Source organism: Pseudomonas sp. Irchel s3h14 (assembly GCF_900187425.1).
In the GTDB taxonomy this organism is placed as follows: domain Bacteria; phylum Pseudomonadota; class Gammaproteobacteria; order Pseudomonadales; family Pseudomonadaceae; genus Aquipseudomonas.
On sequence record NZ_FYDJ01000036.1, the window covers coordinates 1 to 17976 of the forward strand.

The following is a 17976-nucleotide window of genomic DNA, read 5'->3' on the forward strand; positions in this document are numbered from 1 at the left end:
TCGTGTCGTGCGGCGCGCCGATTGGTCGGCAGGTACGCAGGAAAATGACTTTATAGATATAAGAACTAAAATTTAAATACCGTTAGCGAATAACGATATGGCTTTTGAGGTGTGTTGCCTTTTGGGCCTGTTCGCGAGCAAGCCCGCTCCCACAGGGGTTATGTGATCGACACACATCCAATGTGGGAGCGGGCTTGCTCGCGAAGAGGCCATCAGCCCCAAAAATAAAATTACCGCTCGTGCAGCGCTTCGGCGCGGGCGCGAATAATTGGTTTGAGCAGGTAGCTCAGCACGGTCTTCTTGCCCGTAATGATATCCACCGAAGCCACCATCCCCGGGATGATCAGCAACGGCTTTTCATCCGTCCCCAAGTGACTGCGATCAGTGCGCAGTTTGATGATGTAGTAAGTGGTTTTCTTGTCTTCATCGGTAATGGTGTCGGCACCGATCTGCTCAAGCCTGGCCTTCAGCCCACCATAAATGGTGTAGTCATACGCCGTGAACTTCACCGTCGCTTCCTGCCCCGGATGCAGGAAGGCGATGTCTTGCGGGCGAATTTTTGCTTCCACCAGCAAGGTGTCGTCCAGCGGCACGATTTCCACCAGGTCGCTGCCCGGCTGGATCACGCCGCCAATGGTGTTCACCAGCAACTTGTTGACGATGCCGCGCACCGGCGATGTCACCAGCGTCCGGCTGACCCGGTCTTCCAGCGCCTTGCCGGTGGCCTGGGCCTTGTTCAGATCAGTGCGTGCTTCATTGAGTTGAGTCAGTGCTTCGCTGCGGAATTTGCCACGAGTCTCGTCGATCTTGCGTTGCACTTCCTTGATCGCTGATTGGGCGCGAGGAATGGCCAGGGTGGTCGCGTCCAGTTGCCCGCGGGTTTCAACCTCGGCGCGCTTGAGCCGCAGCACTTCAACCGGTGATACCGCGCCTTGGGCCACCAACGGCTCGGACATGTTGATTTCCTGGCGTTGCAGCGCGAGACCGTTACGGTACTGCGACTGCTTGGAGGTGAACTCGCGCAGCTCTTGCTGACGCTGGATCAACTGCTCCTCCAAACCGCCAATTTCATCGTGCAACTGCTGACGACGGCTGATGTACAGCGACTCCTCGCTGGCCGCCTGACCGGGAACAGCCTTGAGCACGTCAGCCGGGAAGTTCAGCGGACGGTCGTCGACTTCCGCGCTCAAGCGTTCGACTCGCAGCAGCATCGACAGCCGATCGGCCTCGGTTTCGCCGACGTTGGAGGCGAATCGCGTGTCGTCCAGGCGAATCAGCGGCGCGCCGGCCTCAACGATCTGCCCTTCGGTCACATACAACTCGGAGACGATGCCGCCCTCAAGGTTCTGGATTTTCTGGATCTTGGACGACGGAATGGCCTTGCCGTCGCCCTTGGTGACTTCGTCGATCACGGCGAAGTTGGCCCAGAGCATCAGGAACACGAAGAAGCCGATGATCGCCCAGATGGTCAGCCGCACCACGCGAGGGGCGTCTTCGATCAGCGCTTTGTTGACCTCGGGAAGTGGCTGGCCATGCAGCGAATCGGAGCCTTTGAAGTAACGGCCGATCGAATTCTTGAAACCCGACTTAAGCAACACTGATCTGCCCCTTCTTCAACGCTTCCATCACGGCGGCTTTCGGGCCGTCGGCAAGAATCTGCCCGCGGTCGATGACGATCAGACGATCCACCAGCGACAGCAGCGAAGCCCGGTGCGTTACCAGCACCACGGTTTTGTTTTCAACCACCGCCGCGAGGCGTTGCTTGAGGCGTTCTTCACCGGTGTTGTCCATGGCGCTGGTCGGTTCGTCGAGCAGCAGGATCGGCGGGTTGAGCAGCAATGCACGGGCCAGGGCAACGTTCTGGCGCTGACCGCCAGACAGGTTCTGCCCGCGCTCGCCGACTTGCAGCTCATAACCTTGGGGATGAAGACGGGCGAATTCGTGGACGCCAGCCAGTTCGGCAGCTTGCAGCACCATTTCGTCTTCGACATAGCGTGCGCCCGACACCAGGTTGTCGCGCAGGGTCCCGGCCAGCAGTTGGATATCCTGGGCCACGTAGCCGATGTTGTGGCGCAATTCGCTGACGTCGATCTGACGGATATCGACGCCATCCACCAACAGCGCGCCGTCGTCCGGCTGGTAGAGGCCTACGAGCAGTTTGGCCAGGGAACTTTTCCCCGAGCCGCTGCGCCCGATGATGCCGATCTTCTCGCCAGGCTTGATGATCAGGTTGATGTTCTTCAGCGCAGCATTTTGTTGGTTCGGGTAGGTGAAGTTCATCTGCCGGCATTCGATGGCGCCTTGCAGCACATTGCGGCTCAGCGGACGCTCTTCGAAATTGCGCTCTTGCGGCAGTTCCATCATCTGGTCGACCGAGGTCATGGTCACCCGCGCTTGCTGGTAGCGGGTCAGCAGGCCAGACAGCGAGGCCAGCGGGCTGAGCGCACGGCCGCTGAGCATGTAGCAGGCGATCAAACCGCCCATGCTCAGGTGACCGTCGATGATCTGGTACACGCCGAAGACGATCATGATCACCCCGGCCAGTTGCTGGATCAGCAAGGTGATGTTCATCGCCAGACCGGAGAGCATTTTCACCCGCAACTCGAGGCGGCTGAGGGTGCCGATGGTCTGCTCCCACTGATACTGGCGTTCGCTTTCGGCGTTGTTGACCTTCACCGCATCGAGGCCGGCGAGGGTTTCGATCAGGCTCGACTGACGCTCGGCGCCCAGCGCCATGGTCCGCTCCATGGTCGCCACCAGCGGCTTCTGCAAGGCATAGCCGATCAGCAGGGCAATCGGGAACGCCAGCACCGGAATCCACACCAGATGCCCGCCGAGAATCGCGATGACCATGAAGATCAGCAGCGTAAACGGCAGGTCGATCAGGCTGGTGAGCGTCAGCGAAGCAAGGAAGTCCCGCAGGCTCTGAAACTCATGGATGTTCTGGGCAAAGCTGCCGACCCGCGCCGGGCGGTACTTCATGGCCATGCCAACGATGCGCTCGAACAACGTGGCCGAGATGATCAGGTCGGTTTTCTTCCCCGCCAGGTCCAGGCAGAGGCTGCGCAGGCTCTTGAGGATCAGGTCGAACAGGTAAGCCCCGGTGATGCCGATGGCCAGCACCCACAGGGTCGATTCAGCCTGGTTCGGCACGACGCGGTCGTAGACGTTCATCACGAACAACGGCGCGGCCATGGCAATGATGTTGATCAGGAAACTGGCGGCGATGGCGTCGGCGTACAGCCAGCGCGACCGCTTGAGGGTGTCGCGGAACCACGAGCGCGCGCGCGGGATCAGCGTGCCGTGATTGACGTCGAATTTGTGCTGGGGTTGAGCGAAGAACACTTTGCCGATGTAGTCATCGGCCAGCAGTTCGCGGCTGACGACACTTTCGCCGCCATCGCTTTCGCTGAGCAGCAGGCGCGCCTGGTCTTCACCTTGCCAACCGAGCAGGACGGCACTGCGACCATCCTTGAGCAGCAACAGCGCCGGCATGGCAATCGCCGGGATCTGTTCCAGTTTGCGTACCAGCACCCGCCCTTGCAGGCCGGCGCGTGCGGCCGCGCGGGGCAGCAGCTCAACGCTCAGGCGCTGCTTGGGCAACGGCAGGCCGGTGGTCAACATCGCGGCGCTGGCCGGTTTCTGATGCAGGGTGCAAAGAGCCAGCAAGCCATCCAGTAACGGATCGTCGTGCAGCGCGCGTGGATCATGAATGAGTTGAACTCGACTGACTTCTGATTCCACGCTTGGCACTCTTGGCTAACAATTGAACAATGAAGGTTCTGCTCAATTCATACCGGGCAATTGAACCTTAGGCTTCACGTCGTTCTGCACGACGGATGCCAACGGTGCGACCACTCCCTGGCTCTTGAGCAACTCGCCCATGGTCGCCTTGATTCGGTACTGAGTAAATAACTGAATGTTCTTGATCTCCGCCAGGCGACGAGAAGCCGAGAACAGCTCGTTTTCGCTGTCGAGCAGGTCGAGCAAGGTACGCTCGCCGAGACTGAACTGCTTCTGATAGGCAATGCGCACTCGGGTGCTGTGATCGACATATTGCTGGGCGATCGGCACTTGGGCGTTGGCGTTGTTCAAGGCATTCCAGGCCAGGCCCAGTTCCTCGTTCAACACGCGCAAGGCGTTGTTGCGAATATCCAGTGCCTGGTTGGACTGGTAGGACTTGGATTCCAGATCAGCCTTGTTGCTGCCGCCGGCATACAGATTGAAGCGCATGCGCAACATGGCCTGCCATTCATTGCTGTGACCGTTCTGGCCATCGAGATCGTTGTCGGCGGTGCGACCCAATTCGGCATCGAAGCGCGGATAGAAGGTCGACTTGGCGGCTTCGTACTGTTTCTCGGCAGCGGCGATGTCGGATTCGGCGGAACGCAGGATCGGACTGTTTTCCAGCATCTGCGTCCGGGCTTCATTCAGGTTGGCCGGCAACAGCGCCATGAAATCGGAAGGACGCTCCAACTGATCAGGCATCTGGCCGACGGCGCTGAGGAAGTTGGTCTCGGCGTCAGCCAGGTTGGTCTGTTCGGTGATCAGGTTGTTGCGGGCCTGGGCCATACGCGCTTCGGCCTGATCGAGGTCGGCGCCGCTGCCCACGCCGCGCTGGGTGCGCAGTTTGATCTGGTCGAAAATCCGTTCGTGGCTCTTCAGGTTCTCGGTTGCCAGGCGTACGAATTCGCGGCGGGTCAACACGTCGAGATACACCTGAGCGACGGTGAGCGCGGTACGCTCGGAGGTGCCCAGCAAGGAGTAAGCGCGGGAATTAACGGTGGCTTGTTGACGCCCCACTTCACTCGACGTCGCAAAACCGTCAAATACCATTTGCGACAACCGCACGCTCGACTCGCTGCGATTCAGGGTTTCCCAGTGATTGTTGTTGCCGGCGGCACGCGTGGTGACGTTGTCAGTGCCTTCGCGGCCATAACCACCCAGCAGATCAACCCGTGGGAGGTATCCACCTTTGGCTGCCTTTAACTGATAATCCGCGGCCAATCGACTATTAACGCCTGCCTGGATTTCCGGATGGACATCCAGTGCCTGTTGCATGGCCTCCGGAAGGGACTGCGCCTGAACAAAACTGGCGGCAAGGGCGAAGGGTAAAGCCGTGAGCAGGTGCAAACGCATTGTTGGAATTTCCCGGAATTGCTTGTCTTGAATCACTGCAGAACGTGCCGCTGCATCGGATGATGACAACCGGAATGACCGTGTGTCGGAAAGTTGGATTTTTGAACTGCGTCACACTCGCGGGGCAGGTCGGCACCGAAATATCAATGTGACATTACGGAGGCGAGTGTTTAGGATGACAGGCAGAAGGTCAATAGTTTGGCATAAAGTTTATAGCGAAAAATTATAGTCAGTTTGTTGACGAATAACCGCGTCAAAGTTGTGCCTCTAATTCCTTGAAAGTACGTCCAGACTGTTTGGCAAACACGCCGCCAGGTCCATGGAAGTTAATTGAATGCGACACCCGGAGAGTCTTCAATGAGCAGTGTTGTGGCCATCGTCAAAAGCATTGTCGGTCAGGTTTTCGCTGTGTCCCCAGAGGGCGTGCGTCGCGTACTCGTTGAAGGCGATCGGTTGTTTGTCGGCGATCAGGTAGACACCGGCGCGGCGGGCGCCGTTACGCTTGAACTGGCTGATGGCCGGACCCTGGACCTGGGCCGCGACACTCAGTGGAGCGGCAGCGACCCGGACTCCAGCACCGACCTTGCACAAGCCACTGCACAAGCCGCGCCATCGGTTGAAGAGCTGCAGCAAGCCATCGTTGCCGGTGCCGACCCGACCACCGATCTTGAAGCCACTGCGGCCGGCCCTACCGCTATGAGCGGAGGCGGCTCTACCGGTGGCGGTCACAGCTTCGTGGCTCTGGAGGCAACCGCTGGCCGGGTGGACCCGACCATTGGTTTCCCGACTGCGGGCATCGGCACTGCCGCGTTGGCTGCACAGAACACCATCGGCGGCCAGACGGCCGATACCAGCGCCAACGTGCAGCGCGAATCGACCCTGACCTTGAGCGCCACGCCGACCATCACCGAGGCCGGTGGCGTGCTGGTTTACACCGCCACGTTGACCCAGGCTCCGCTGACCGACCTGACCATCACCCTGTCCAATGGCTCGGTGATTGTGATTGCAGCCGGCCAGACCACCGGCACTGTCAGCGTTCCGCTTGCGCCAAACGATTCTGTTTATAACGACCCGACCCAGATCAACGTGACCGTCACCGGCACCACGGGCGGCAGCGGCATCATCGTCACCCCGCCGACAACCCCGGCCGTGACCCAGGTCACTGACACCGTCGATACCACCACGGTCACCTTGACCGCCGGCGCCAACGTTACCGAAGGCGGCCAGATCACCTACACCGCGACATTGACCAACCCGGCGCAGACGCCGGTCACCATCACTCTGTCCAACGGCTCGATCATCACCATCGACGCTGGCAAGACCACCGGTTCCGTGAACGTCGACACCCCGGTCAATGACGTTTATCAGAACGGCAGCACCGTCAGCACCACGATCACTGGCGCCACCGGCGGCAACTTTGAAAACCTGGTGCCAAACCCGGCTCCGGCCGTGACCACCATTACCGACTCGCCGGACAGCACCACCGTCACACTGACGGCGGGATCTACAGTCACCGAAGGTGGCCAGATCACCTACACCGCCACCCTGACCAACCCGGCGCAGACGCCGGTCACTGTCACCCTGTCCAACGGCTCGACCATCACCATCGAAGCCGGCAAAACCACCGGTTCCGTGAACGTCGACACCCCGGCCAATGACGTTTATCAGAACGGCAGCACCGTTAGCACCACGATCACTGGCGCCACCGGCGGCAACTTCGAGAACCTGGTGCCGAGCACCACGCCAGCGGTCACCACCATTACCGACTCGGTCGACAACACCGGTCTGAGCCTCACCGCCACTGGCACCGTCGTCGAAGGCGGACAGATCACCTACACCGCCACCCTGACCAACCCGGCCGGCACGCCGATGACCGTGACTTTGAGCAATGGCTCGGTCATCACCATCGAAGCGGGCAAGTCCACCGGTACTGTGACCGTCGATACCGCGGCCAATGACGTCTACAACAACGGCAGCACCGTCAGCACCACCATCACCGGGACCACCGGCGGCAATTTCGAGCAGCTGACTCCAAGCACCGTGCCGGCGCTGACCACCGTTACCGATTCGAAAGACAACACCGGCCTGAGCCTCACCGCCACCGGTACCGTCGTCGAAGGCGGCCAGATCACTTACACCGCCACTTTGACCAACCCGGCCGGCACGCCGATGACCGTGACTTTGAGCAATGGCTCGGTCATCACCATCGAAGCGGGCAAGACCACCGGCAGCGTGACCGTCGATACCGCAGCCAATGACGTCTACAACAATGGCAGCACCGTCAGCACCACCATCACCGGGACCACCGGCGGCAATTTCGAGCAGCTGACCCCGAGCACCGAGCCAGCGCTGACCACCATTACCGACTCAAAAGACAACACCGGCCTGAGCCTGTCGGCGTCCACCGAAGTGGCCGAGGGCGGTCAGATCACCTACACCGCGACCCTGACCAACCCGGCGGGCACGCCGGTGACCGTCACCCTGAGCAACGGCGCGGTGATCACCATCGCCGTCAATGCCACCAGCGGTTCCGTCACCATCGATGCGCCGAAAGACGATGCCTACATTGACGCCGGCAAGGTCAGCGCCACGATCAGCACCGCCACCGGCGGTAACTTCGAGAACCTGGTGACCAGCCCCGCAGCCGCGGTCACGGAAGTGACTGACACGATCAACACTTCGACAGTCAGCCTGACCGCCAACGGCCCTGTGGCCGAAGGCGGGACCGTGGTTTACACCGCGTCGGTGTCTGCTGAAGTCACCGGCTCCCCGGTCGTCGTGACCTTGTCCAACGGTCAGACCATCACCATTCCGGTCGGCTCGAGCAGTGCCAGCGTGAACTTCACCGCGCCAAACGATGCCCTCGTCGGCGGCGGTTCGCTGAGCGTCAAAATCAACGACGCCAAGGGCGGTAATTACGAGAAGCTGGAAGTCGACAGCAAGCCTGCGGACACCTCGATTACCGATACGGCTGACACCACCACACTGAGCCTGACGGCTACCGATTCGGTTGCTGAAGGCGGCTCCATCGTTTACACCGCAACACTGACCAACGCTGCCGGCACGCCAGTGACCGTCACCCTGAGCAACGGCGCAGTGATCACCATCGCCGCCAATGCCACCAGCGGCTCCGTCACCGTCGCCGCCCCGAAAGACGATGCTTACATCGACGCCGGTAAAGTCAGCGCCACGATCACCACCGCCATCGGCGGCAACTTTGAAAACCTGGTCAAAAGCCCGGCTGCGGCCGTCACCACCGTCACCGATACCCTCGACACCTCGACCGTCACCCTGACCGCCAGCAACAGCAGCGTGGCCGAGGGCGGCACCGTGGTTTACACCGCGTCTGTCGGCGCGCCGGTCACCGGTTCGCCGGTGGTGGTGACCTTGTCCAACGGTCAGACCATCACCATTGGCATTGGCAAAAGCAGCGGCACGGTCAATGCCGTGGTCTCCAACGATGTGCTCAGCGGCCACGCGCCGTTGACCAACTCGATCACCAAAGTCAGCGGCGGCAACTACGAAAACCTGATCGCCGATAAAACCCCGGTCAGCACCAGCGTGACCGACACCGTCGACACCACCACCCTGTCACTGAGCGCCACTGGCAACGTCAAAGAAGGCGGCCAGATCACCTACACCGCCACCTTGACCCATGCGGCCGGCAGCCCAGTGACCGTGACGTTGAGCAACGGCGCGACCATCACCATCGATGCCGGTAAAACCACCGGCACAGTGAAAGTCGATGCACCGAAAGACGACGTCTACAAGGACGCCGGAAAACTGGAAGTCACCATCAAGGACGCCGCCGGCGGCAACTTTGAAAGCCTGGTCACCAGCCCGACCCCGGCCGTGACCAACGTCGCCGACACAGTCAACACGACGCACCTGACGCTCAGCGCTGAAAAGTCGGTACTCGAAGGCTCGCACATCACCTACACCGCGACCCTCACCCACGCCGCACAAACGCCAGTGACCGTCAAGCTGAGCAACGGCGAAACCATCACCATCGAAGCCGGCAAAACCACCGGCTCGGTCACCATCGCGGCGCCAAGCGACGACGTCCACAAGGATGCCGGCAAGCTCACCGTGACGATGACGGATGCCAGCGGTGGCAACTTTGAAAAACTCGACATCAGCAAAGCGTCAGTGACCACCACCGTCAAAGACACGGTCGACACCACGTCCCTGTCGCTGTCGGCCAGCAATACCGTCAGCGAAGGTGGCCAGATCACCTACACCGCGACCCTGAGCAACCCGACAGACACGGCCATGACCGTGAAGTTGAGCAACGGTGCCGTGATCAACATCGCCGCCGGTGCCACCACCGGTTCGGTCAACTTCGCTGCACCGGCCAACACCCCGTACATCGACGGCGGCAAAGTCCAGGCTAAGATTGCCAGCCAGAGCGGCGGCAACTTCGAAAAAGTCGTCACCGACCATTCGCCGGCAGTTACCACCGTCACCGATTCGGCAGACACCACCGGCCTGAGCCTGAGCGCCACCGGTTCGGTCGCCGAGGGCGGTTCGATCGTCTACACCGCGACCCTGACCAATGCCGCTGGCTCCGCCATGACCGTGACGTTGAACAACGGCGCGGTGATCCACATTGCCAAGGGCGCCACCACCGGTTCGGTGAACTTCGCCGCGCCGAAGGATGACGTTTACAAAGACGCCGGCAAAGTCGAAGCCAGCATCACCAAGACTGCCGGCGGCAACTTCGAGAACCTGGTGGCCGACAAGACGCCAGCGGTTACCGACGTGACCGACACCCTCAATACGTCGACAGTCAGTCTGACGGCCAACAGCACTGTGGCTGAAGGCGGCACCGTGGTGTACACCGCTTCGGTCAATGCGCCAGTGACCGGTTCGCCGGTTGTCGTGACCTTGTCCAACGGCCAGAGCATTACCATTCCGGTCGGCGCCAGCAGCGCCAGCGTGAAATACACCGCACCGAATGATGCACTGGCTGGCGGCGGTTCGCTGAGCGTGAAAATCAACGACGCCAAGGGCGGCAATTACGAGAAGCTGGAAGTTAACGGCAAGTCGGCGGACACCTCGATTACCGATACGGTGGACACCACGATGGTTAGCCTGACGGCTACCGATTCGGTCGCTGAAGGCGGCTCCATCGTTTACACCGCGAACCTGACCCATGCGGCCGGCACACCCGTGACCGTCACCTTGAGCAACGGCGCAGTCATCACCATCGCCGCCAACGCTACCAGCGGTTCCGTCACCGTCAAGGCACCTGCCGATGACGTCTACAAAGACGCCGGCAAAGTCGAAGCGACCATCAAAGGCGCCAGCGGCGGTAACTTCGAAAACCTGGTCACCAGCCCGGCGGCTGCGGTCACGGAAGTCACTGACACGATCAATACGTCGACCGTCAGTCTGACGGCCAACGGCACTGTAGCCGAAGGCGGCACTGTGGTTTACACCGCGTCCGTGTCTGCTGAAGTTACTGGCTCGCCTGTGGTCGTAAACTTGTCCAACGGCCAGATCATCACCATTCCGGTCGGTTCGAGCAGTGCCAGCGTGAATTTCACCGCACCGAACGATGCACTGGCCGGTGGCGGTTCGCTGAGCGTCAAAATCAACGACGCCAAGGGCGGCAATTACGAGAAGCTGGAAGTTAACGGCAAGTCGGCGGACACCTCGATTACCGATACGGTGGACACCACGATGGTTAGCCTGACGGCTACCGATTCGGTCGCTGAAGGCGGCTCCATCGTTTACACCGCGAACCTGACCCATGCGGCCGGCACACCCGTGACCGTCACCTTGAGCAACGGCGCAGTCATCACCATCGCCGCCAACGCTACCAGCGGTTCCGTGACCGTCAAGGCACCTGCCGATGACGTCTACAAAGACGCCGGCAAAGTCGAAGCGACCATCAAAGGCGCCACCGGCGGCAACTTCGAAAACCTGGTCACCAGCCCGACGGCTGCGGTCACGGAAGTCACTGACACGATCAATACGTCGACGGTCAGCCTGAAGGCAACACCCACCGCAGCCGAAGGCGGCAACGTGGTTTACACCGCTTCCGTGACCTCGAAGGTCACCGGCAAGGACGTGGTCGTCACCCTGGCCAACGGTGAAAAAATCACCATCCCGGTCGGTGAAAGCACGGCCTCGATCACCGTCAAAGCCCCGAATGATGCATTGGTCGGCCACGAGCCGCTGACCAACGCCATCAAGGATGTGACCGGCGGCAATTACGAGAATCTGGTCGCCGACAAGACCCCGACCTCGACCGCTATCAGCGACACCCTGGACGTCACCAAAGTGACCATGACCGCCAGCGATCAGGTGCTTGAAGGCGGCAACATCACCTACACCGCCAACCTGACGAATGCGGCCGGCAGCGACATGACGGTCAAGTTAAGCAACGGCGAAAGCATCGTGATCAAGGCCGGCGATAAGTCGGGCTCCATTACCGTTCCTGCACCGGCCGATGACGTCTACAAGGACGGCAGCAAAATCACCGTCCGCATCGACAGCACCAGCGGCGGCGACTTCGAGAAGCTCAACGTCAACAAAGCCGTGCACATCACCACCGTCAAAGATACGATCGACACCACCACGCTGAAACTCAGCGCAGACGTGGGCACCGTCGGCGAAGGTGGTCAGATCAACTACACCGCGACCCTGAACCACCCAGCGGACACGGCGATGACCGTGACCCTGAACAACGGTCTGGTGATCAACATCAAGGCCGGCGAGTCCAGCGGCTCTGCGTCTTTCACCGTACCGAATAACGTCTACACCGGCGCAGCGGACATCCTTGCCTCGATCAAGGAAACCACCGGCGGAAACTTCGAAAAACTGGATACCGATAGCTCGGCCATCGTCACCAAAGTCACCGACACCGCTGACACCACCAACCTGACCTTGAGCGCTAGCGGCTCGGTGCAGGAAGGCGGCCAGATCGTCTACACCGCGACCCTGTCCCAGGCCGCCGGTAGCGACATGACCGTGAAGCTGAGCAACGGCGCGACCATCACCATCCTCAAGGATGCGGTGTCCGGCCATGTCAGCGTTGCCGCACCGAAAGACGACGTCTACAAAGACGCCGGCAAAGTCGAAGCGACCATCAAGGACGCTACCGGCGGCAACTTCGAGAACCTGGTCACCAGCCCCGCAGCGGCAGTCACGGAAGTGACCGACACAATCAATACGTCGACCGTCAGCCTGACGGCCAACGGCACCGTCGCCGAAGGCGGGACCGTGGTTTACACCGCATCCGTGTCTGCTGAAGTCACCGGTTCGCCGGTCGTTGTGACCTTGTCCAACGGCCAGACCATCACCATTCCGGTTGGTTCGAGCAGCGCCAGCGTGAACTTCACCGCGCCGAACGATGCCTTGGCCGGCGGCGGCTCCCTGAGCGTCAAGATCGACGACGCCAAGGGCGGTAACTTCGAAAAACTGAGCGTCGACGGCAAACCCGCTAACACCGCTGTCAGCGATACCGTGGACACCACCAAGGTGACCATGACTGCCAGCGACTACGTGGTCGAGGGCGGCACGATCACTTACACCGTCAACCTCAGCAACGCCGCCGGCACTAATATGACGGTCAAGCTAAGCAACGGCGAGAGCGTCGTGATCAAGGCCGGCGACAAGTCGGGCTCCATTACCGTTCCTGCACCAACCGATGACGTCTACAAGGACGGCAGCAAGATCACCGTTGGCATCGCCAGCACCGACGGCGGCAACTTCGAGAAGCTCGACGTCAGCAAGACCACCCACACCACCACCGTCAATGACACCACCGACACCACCACGCTGAAGCTCAGTGCCGATGTGAGCACCGTCGGCGAAGGTGGCCAGATCGTCTACACCGCCACGCTTAGCCACCCGGCCGACACGGCGATGACCGTGACGCTGAACAACGGCCTGCTGATCAACATCAAGGCCGGCGAGTCCAGCGGTTCGGCGCCGTACACCGTGCCAAATGACGTCTACACCGGCGCGTCGCCCGTCAGGGCAGCGATCGCGGACAGCACTGGCGGCAACTTCGAACAACTGGACACCGATCGCTCGGCCGTCGTGACCAAAGTGACGGACATCGCTGACACCACGACTATCAGCCTCAGCGCGACTGAGTCGGTGGCTGAAGGTGGTTCGATCGTTTACACCGCGAACCTGACTAACGCTGCCGGCACTCCGGTCACCGTGACATTGAGCAACGGCGCGGTGATCACCATCGCCGCCAACGCTACCAGCGGTTCCGTGACCGTCAAGGCACCTGCCGATGACGTCTATAAAGACGCAGGCAAAGTCGAAGCGACCATCAAAGGCGCCACCGGCGGCAACTTCGAAAACCTGGTCACCAGCCCGGCGGCTGCGGTCACGGAAGTGACAGACACAATCAACACCTCGACGGTCAGCCTGACCGCCAATGGCTCTGTGGCCGAAGGCGGCACCGTGGTTTACACCGCTTCCGTGTCGGCCGAAGTTACCGGCTCGCCAGTCGTGGTGACCTTGTCCAACGGCCAGAGCATCACCATTCCGGTCGGTTCGAGCAGCGCCAGCGTGAACTTTGTTGCGCCGAACGATGCGTTGACCGGTCATGCACCACTGACCAACTCGATCACCAACGTCAGCGGCGGCAACTACGAAAACCTGGTCGCCGACAAAACACCGGTCAGCACCACCGTGACTGACACAGTCGACACGACCAATCTGACGCTGAGCGCCAGCAACTCGGTCGCTGAAGGCGGCTCCATCGTTTACACCGCGAACCTGACCCACGCGGCCGGCACGCCTGTGACCGTCACGTTGAGCAACGGCAAGGTGATCACCATCGCCGCCAACGCCACCAGCGGTTCCGTCACCGTCGATGCACCAAAAGACGACGCTTACATCGACGCCGGCAAAGTCAGCGCCACGATCACCACCGCTACCGGCGGCAACTTCGAGAACCTGGTACCAAGCACGGCTCCAGCAGAGACCAACGTCACCGACACCTTCGACAAAACCGAAGTCAGCATCAGTGGCAGCACCTCGGTAACCGAAGGCCAGAACGCCAGCTACACCGTCAGCCTGACTAACCCGGCGCAGACCGAAGTCACCCTGAAAATCACCTACAGCGGCACCGCCGCCGACGGTTCGGACTTCACCGGTGTGTACACCGTGACGATCCCGGCGGGCGGCAGCAGCACGAGCTTCAACGTCGCGACCCTGGACGACAGGATCACCGAAGGCACTGAAAACTTCGTGGTCAAGATCGACTCGGCCACCGGCGGCAACTTCGAGAACCTGGCGATCAGCGCTTCCAACGGCAGCGTCAGCACCTCGATCATCGACAACGATGCGCCACCGGTCCTCGACCTGGACGCCAACAACTCCAGCGGCGCCACGGGTGCCAACTACAACGTGACCTTCACCGAAGGCACCACCGGTCAGGGCGTATCGATCGGCGACACCGACCTGAAAATCACCGACCCGGACAGCACTCTGCTGACCGGCGCGACGATCGTGCTGACCAACCGTCAGGATGGCGATGCTCTGAACCTGGGCCTCAGCGTCAACGGCATCACCATCAATGCCAACAGCACGAATGGCACGGTCACGCTGACACTGTCTGGCAGCGCGACGCTGGCCGACTACATGCAACAGATCAAAAACATCAGCTTCACCAACAACAGTGAGGACCCGAGCAGCGTGCCGCGGATCATCACTGTGACGGTGACCGATGGCAGCAACTACTCCAACACCGCGACCACCACCGTCAACGTGGTCGGCGTGAACGATGCGCCGACCGCCGCACCGGTTAACGTCACCGGCACCGAAGACACGCCGCTGATTCTTGGCTGGTCGACCTTTGGCGTCAGTGATGTCGACAGCGCCGCCGCTAACCTGGGCGTGAAAATCACCCAGTTGCCGGGTGATCACCAGTTGCAGTATCTGGACGGCGCGACCTGGAAAGACGTGACGCTCAACCAGACCTTCAGTAAGGCCGAGATCGATGCCGGCAAGCTGCGCTTCATGCCTGACACCAACGAATCCGGTGCCAACGGCTATGGCGGCACGGAAGTCGGCAACATCAAGGCCGACTACGCACAGATCAAATTCCAGCCAACCGACGGCTCGCTGCTCGGCAACACCGGCACGATCAAAATCGACATCACACCCGTGGCCGACGCCCCGTCCCTGAGCGTTGCAGACAACAGCGTCAAATCCACAGGCCTGATCAAGGAAGTCTGGACCGGCCTGCCACTCGGCACCGATGGCAGCGGCGCAAATACCGGCACCCTGAAAAGTGTCATCGACGGCGCGGGCAAACCAAACTCCAGCGGCACGGTGACCAACGTGCAGTCCGACGGCAGCGTCGCGGCTGGCACAGCATCGAAAACCTCCGGGCTGATCTACCTCGAAGCCGGCAAGTCTTACACCTTCAGCGGCACCGGCGATGACAGCCTTTTGGTGACCATCGGCGGTAAAAACGTGGCGGCCACAACGTGGGGCGCGGGCGGCAGTCTGAACGGTTCGTTCACCCCGACCACCAGCGGTTACTACACCCTGGACATCTACCACCACAACCAGAGCGGCCCGGGTAAGTATGACGTCAACCTGTCGGTCAACGGCAGTGCCGCGGTCGACCTGAGCAGCGCCGGCGTGCCGCTGTACACCGGTGTGGCGGATCTCGCCGCTTCCGGCGTGACAGTCTCCGATTTGCACGGCACCAGCGGCGAAGGCTACTACGAAGGCTACAAACTCAATGAAGCCGCGGAAGGCACCAGCGTTCACCTGTCCGCGATCAAGACTGCCCTGACTGATATCGACGGCTCCGAAAGCCTGAGCGTGAAAATCAGCGGCATCCCGGCGGGCTCGGTACTGACCGATGGCGCCGGCCACACCTTCACCGCCAGCGCGACGTCCGGCGAAGCAAACGTCACCGGCTGGAACCTCGGCACTCTGACCGTCACCCCGCCGCCGTACTACAACGGCCAGTTCAACCTGACCGTGACCTCGACCTCCACCGAATCGCTCGGCGGTTCGGCGCAAAGTACCGCGACGATCCCGGTCACGGTTTACCCGGCGGTCTACAACGCCACCACCGCCACGGCAGCGGACGACACCATCACCGGCACCGACGGTAACGACATCATGGTCGCCGACATCGGCGGGCTGACCGTGGTGCCGGGCACCAACTACAACATTGCGTTCATGGTCGACAGCTCGGGCAGTATGAGCGACGCCTCGGTCAAGGCCGCGAAGGACTCGCTGACGTCGGTGTTCAACACCCTCAAGCAGAGCATGGGCGGCAACTCGGGGACCGTGAATATCTTCCTGGTGGACTTCGACACCCAGATCAACAGGTCGGTGTCGGTCAATCTGAAGGATCCAGACGCACTGACCTTGCTCAAATCTGTTCTGGATTCCATGTCGTCCGGTGGCGGCACCAACTACGAAGACGTGTTCAAAACCACGGCCAACTGGTTCCAGAGTGCCGACGCGGTCGCCAACAAGGGCGCGACGAACCTCACGTACTTCATCACCGACGGCAAACCGACTTACTACCAGAACGATGAATCGACCAACCCGAATCTGTATGGCGGCGCCAAACTCGACAGCGTAATCACCACCAGCAATTACCAGTTGGGCAAAGCCATCAGCCTGTACCCGGACAGCGACCACCAGATCGATATCACCGCTTCGGGCTACGTCACGGTCTGGACCAAGTCCGGCAACAGCAACTGGTCGTATAAAGATTTCGGCACCCTGCACGCTCAGGGCGATGGCACCTACGAGTTCTCGTCCCGCGATGGCAGCGGTAACAGCACCAGCTGGAACGCCATCGACAACTCCACCGACAGCTTCGCGCTGCTGAGCAAGGTGTCGACGGTAGAAGCCATCGGCATAAACAAGAACGTCACCCTTGACGATCTGAAGCCGTACGACTCGGATAAAACGCCGCAAACCAACATCGATCCGAAAGACCTGGCCAACTCGATCATCGGTCACACCGAAGCGACGATGCCTGGCGCGGACACGGTCAATGGCGGCGAGGGCAACGACATCCTGTTTGGCGATCTGGTGAGCTTCAACGGCGTTGCCGGTGAGGGTTATCAGGCGATGCAGGCGTTCGTCGCCCAGCAAACCGGCGTGGACGTCAGCAAAGTCACCACCAGCAACGTGCACCAGTTCATCACCGAGCACTACACCGCGTTCGATGTGTCCGGGGCACATGACGGTAATGACTCGCTGCTGGGCGGGGCCGGTAATGACATTCTCTTCGGCCAGGGTGGCAACGACCTCCTCGACGGCGGCAAGGGCAATGACATCCTGCTCGGGGGCAGCGGTAATGACTCGCTGATGGGTGGTCAGGGCAACGATATTCTGATCGGCGGCTTGGGCGCCGACACCTTCGTCTGGAAGGCTGGCGACACTGGCAGCGACGTGATCAAGGACTTCAAGGCCAGCGAGGGTGATCGCATCGACTTGCGCGATCTGCTGCAGGGCGAAACCGGCAGCACCATCGACAACTTCCTGAAGATCACCACCGTGGATGGCGTTTCGTCCCTGCAAGTCAGCTCCGCCGGCAAGTTCAACGGCGCTGACGCTGCAGCGGCGCAACCCGATGTGACGATCAAGCTGGAAGGCAACAACTGGTCAAGCGCCAACATCAACTCGTTGATTGCCGGCAGTGACCCGACCATCAAAATCGATCACAACAACACCTGATCCAACGAAAAACGGCCGCCCTTATGGGGCGGCCGTCACGTTTGTGTCCAACACCCCGGTGACGATTTCGTCGCCGCACCGCATACTCGCGTCCAGTTGGCCTATGCTGCTGAAAGCATGACGCTGGTCCATTTCCGAGGGATG

Annotated in this window: 4 protein-coding genes; 1 reads left to right on the forward strand and 3 read right to left on the reverse strand. The window is 60.9% G+C overall.

The window, feature by feature from the left end; all coding sequences use genetic code 11:
- Window positions 1-230 precede the first annotated feature (230 nt).
- The 3 genes from CKW16_RS30735 to CKW16_RS30745 are packed head-to-tail and all read right to left on the reverse strand — an operon-like array spanning window position 231 to window position 5139.
- Complete coding sequence (locus CKW16_RS30735; protein WP_095133354.1) at window positions 231-1598, reverse strand: HlyD family type I secretion periplasmic adaptor subunit; 1368 nt, start codon at window positions 1596-1598, stop codon at window positions 231-233.
- Window positions 1588-3744, reverse strand: a complete 2157-nt coding sequence (locus CKW16_RS30740; RefSeq protein ID WP_095133356.1) for a type I secretion system permease/ATPase — start codon at window positions 3742-3744, stop codon at window positions 1588-1590. Before CKW16_RS30740 ends, CKW16_RS30735 begins: the two co-directional genes overlap by 11 nt.
- Window positions 3745-3786: 42 nt before the next feature.
- Window positions 3787-5139, reverse strand: a complete 1353-nt coding sequence (locus CKW16_RS30745; RefSeq protein WP_095133358.1) for a TolC family outer membrane protein — start codon at window positions 5137-5139, stop codon at window positions 3787-3789.
- A gap of 357 nt (window positions 5140-5496) precedes the next feature.
- On the opposite strand from CKW16_RS30745, the gene CKW16_RS30750 reads away from it, so the two are divergent.
- Entirely contained in the window at window positions 5497-17832 is a 12336-nt protein-coding gene (locus CKW16_RS30750; protein WP_095133360.1) for a retention module-containing protein, read from the forward strand.
- Window positions 17833-17976 lie beyond the last annotated feature (144 nt).

Coding starts and splice junctions, on each gene's coding strand:
- CKW16_RS30750 (WP_095133360.1), top strand. CDS start 5,497: ATGAGCAGTGTTGTGGCCATCGTCAAAAGCATTGTCGGTCAGGTTTTC.
- CKW16_RS30745 (WP_095133358.1), bottom strand. CDS start 5,139: ATGCGTTTGCACCTGCTCACGGCTTTACCCTTCGCCCTTGCCGCCAGT.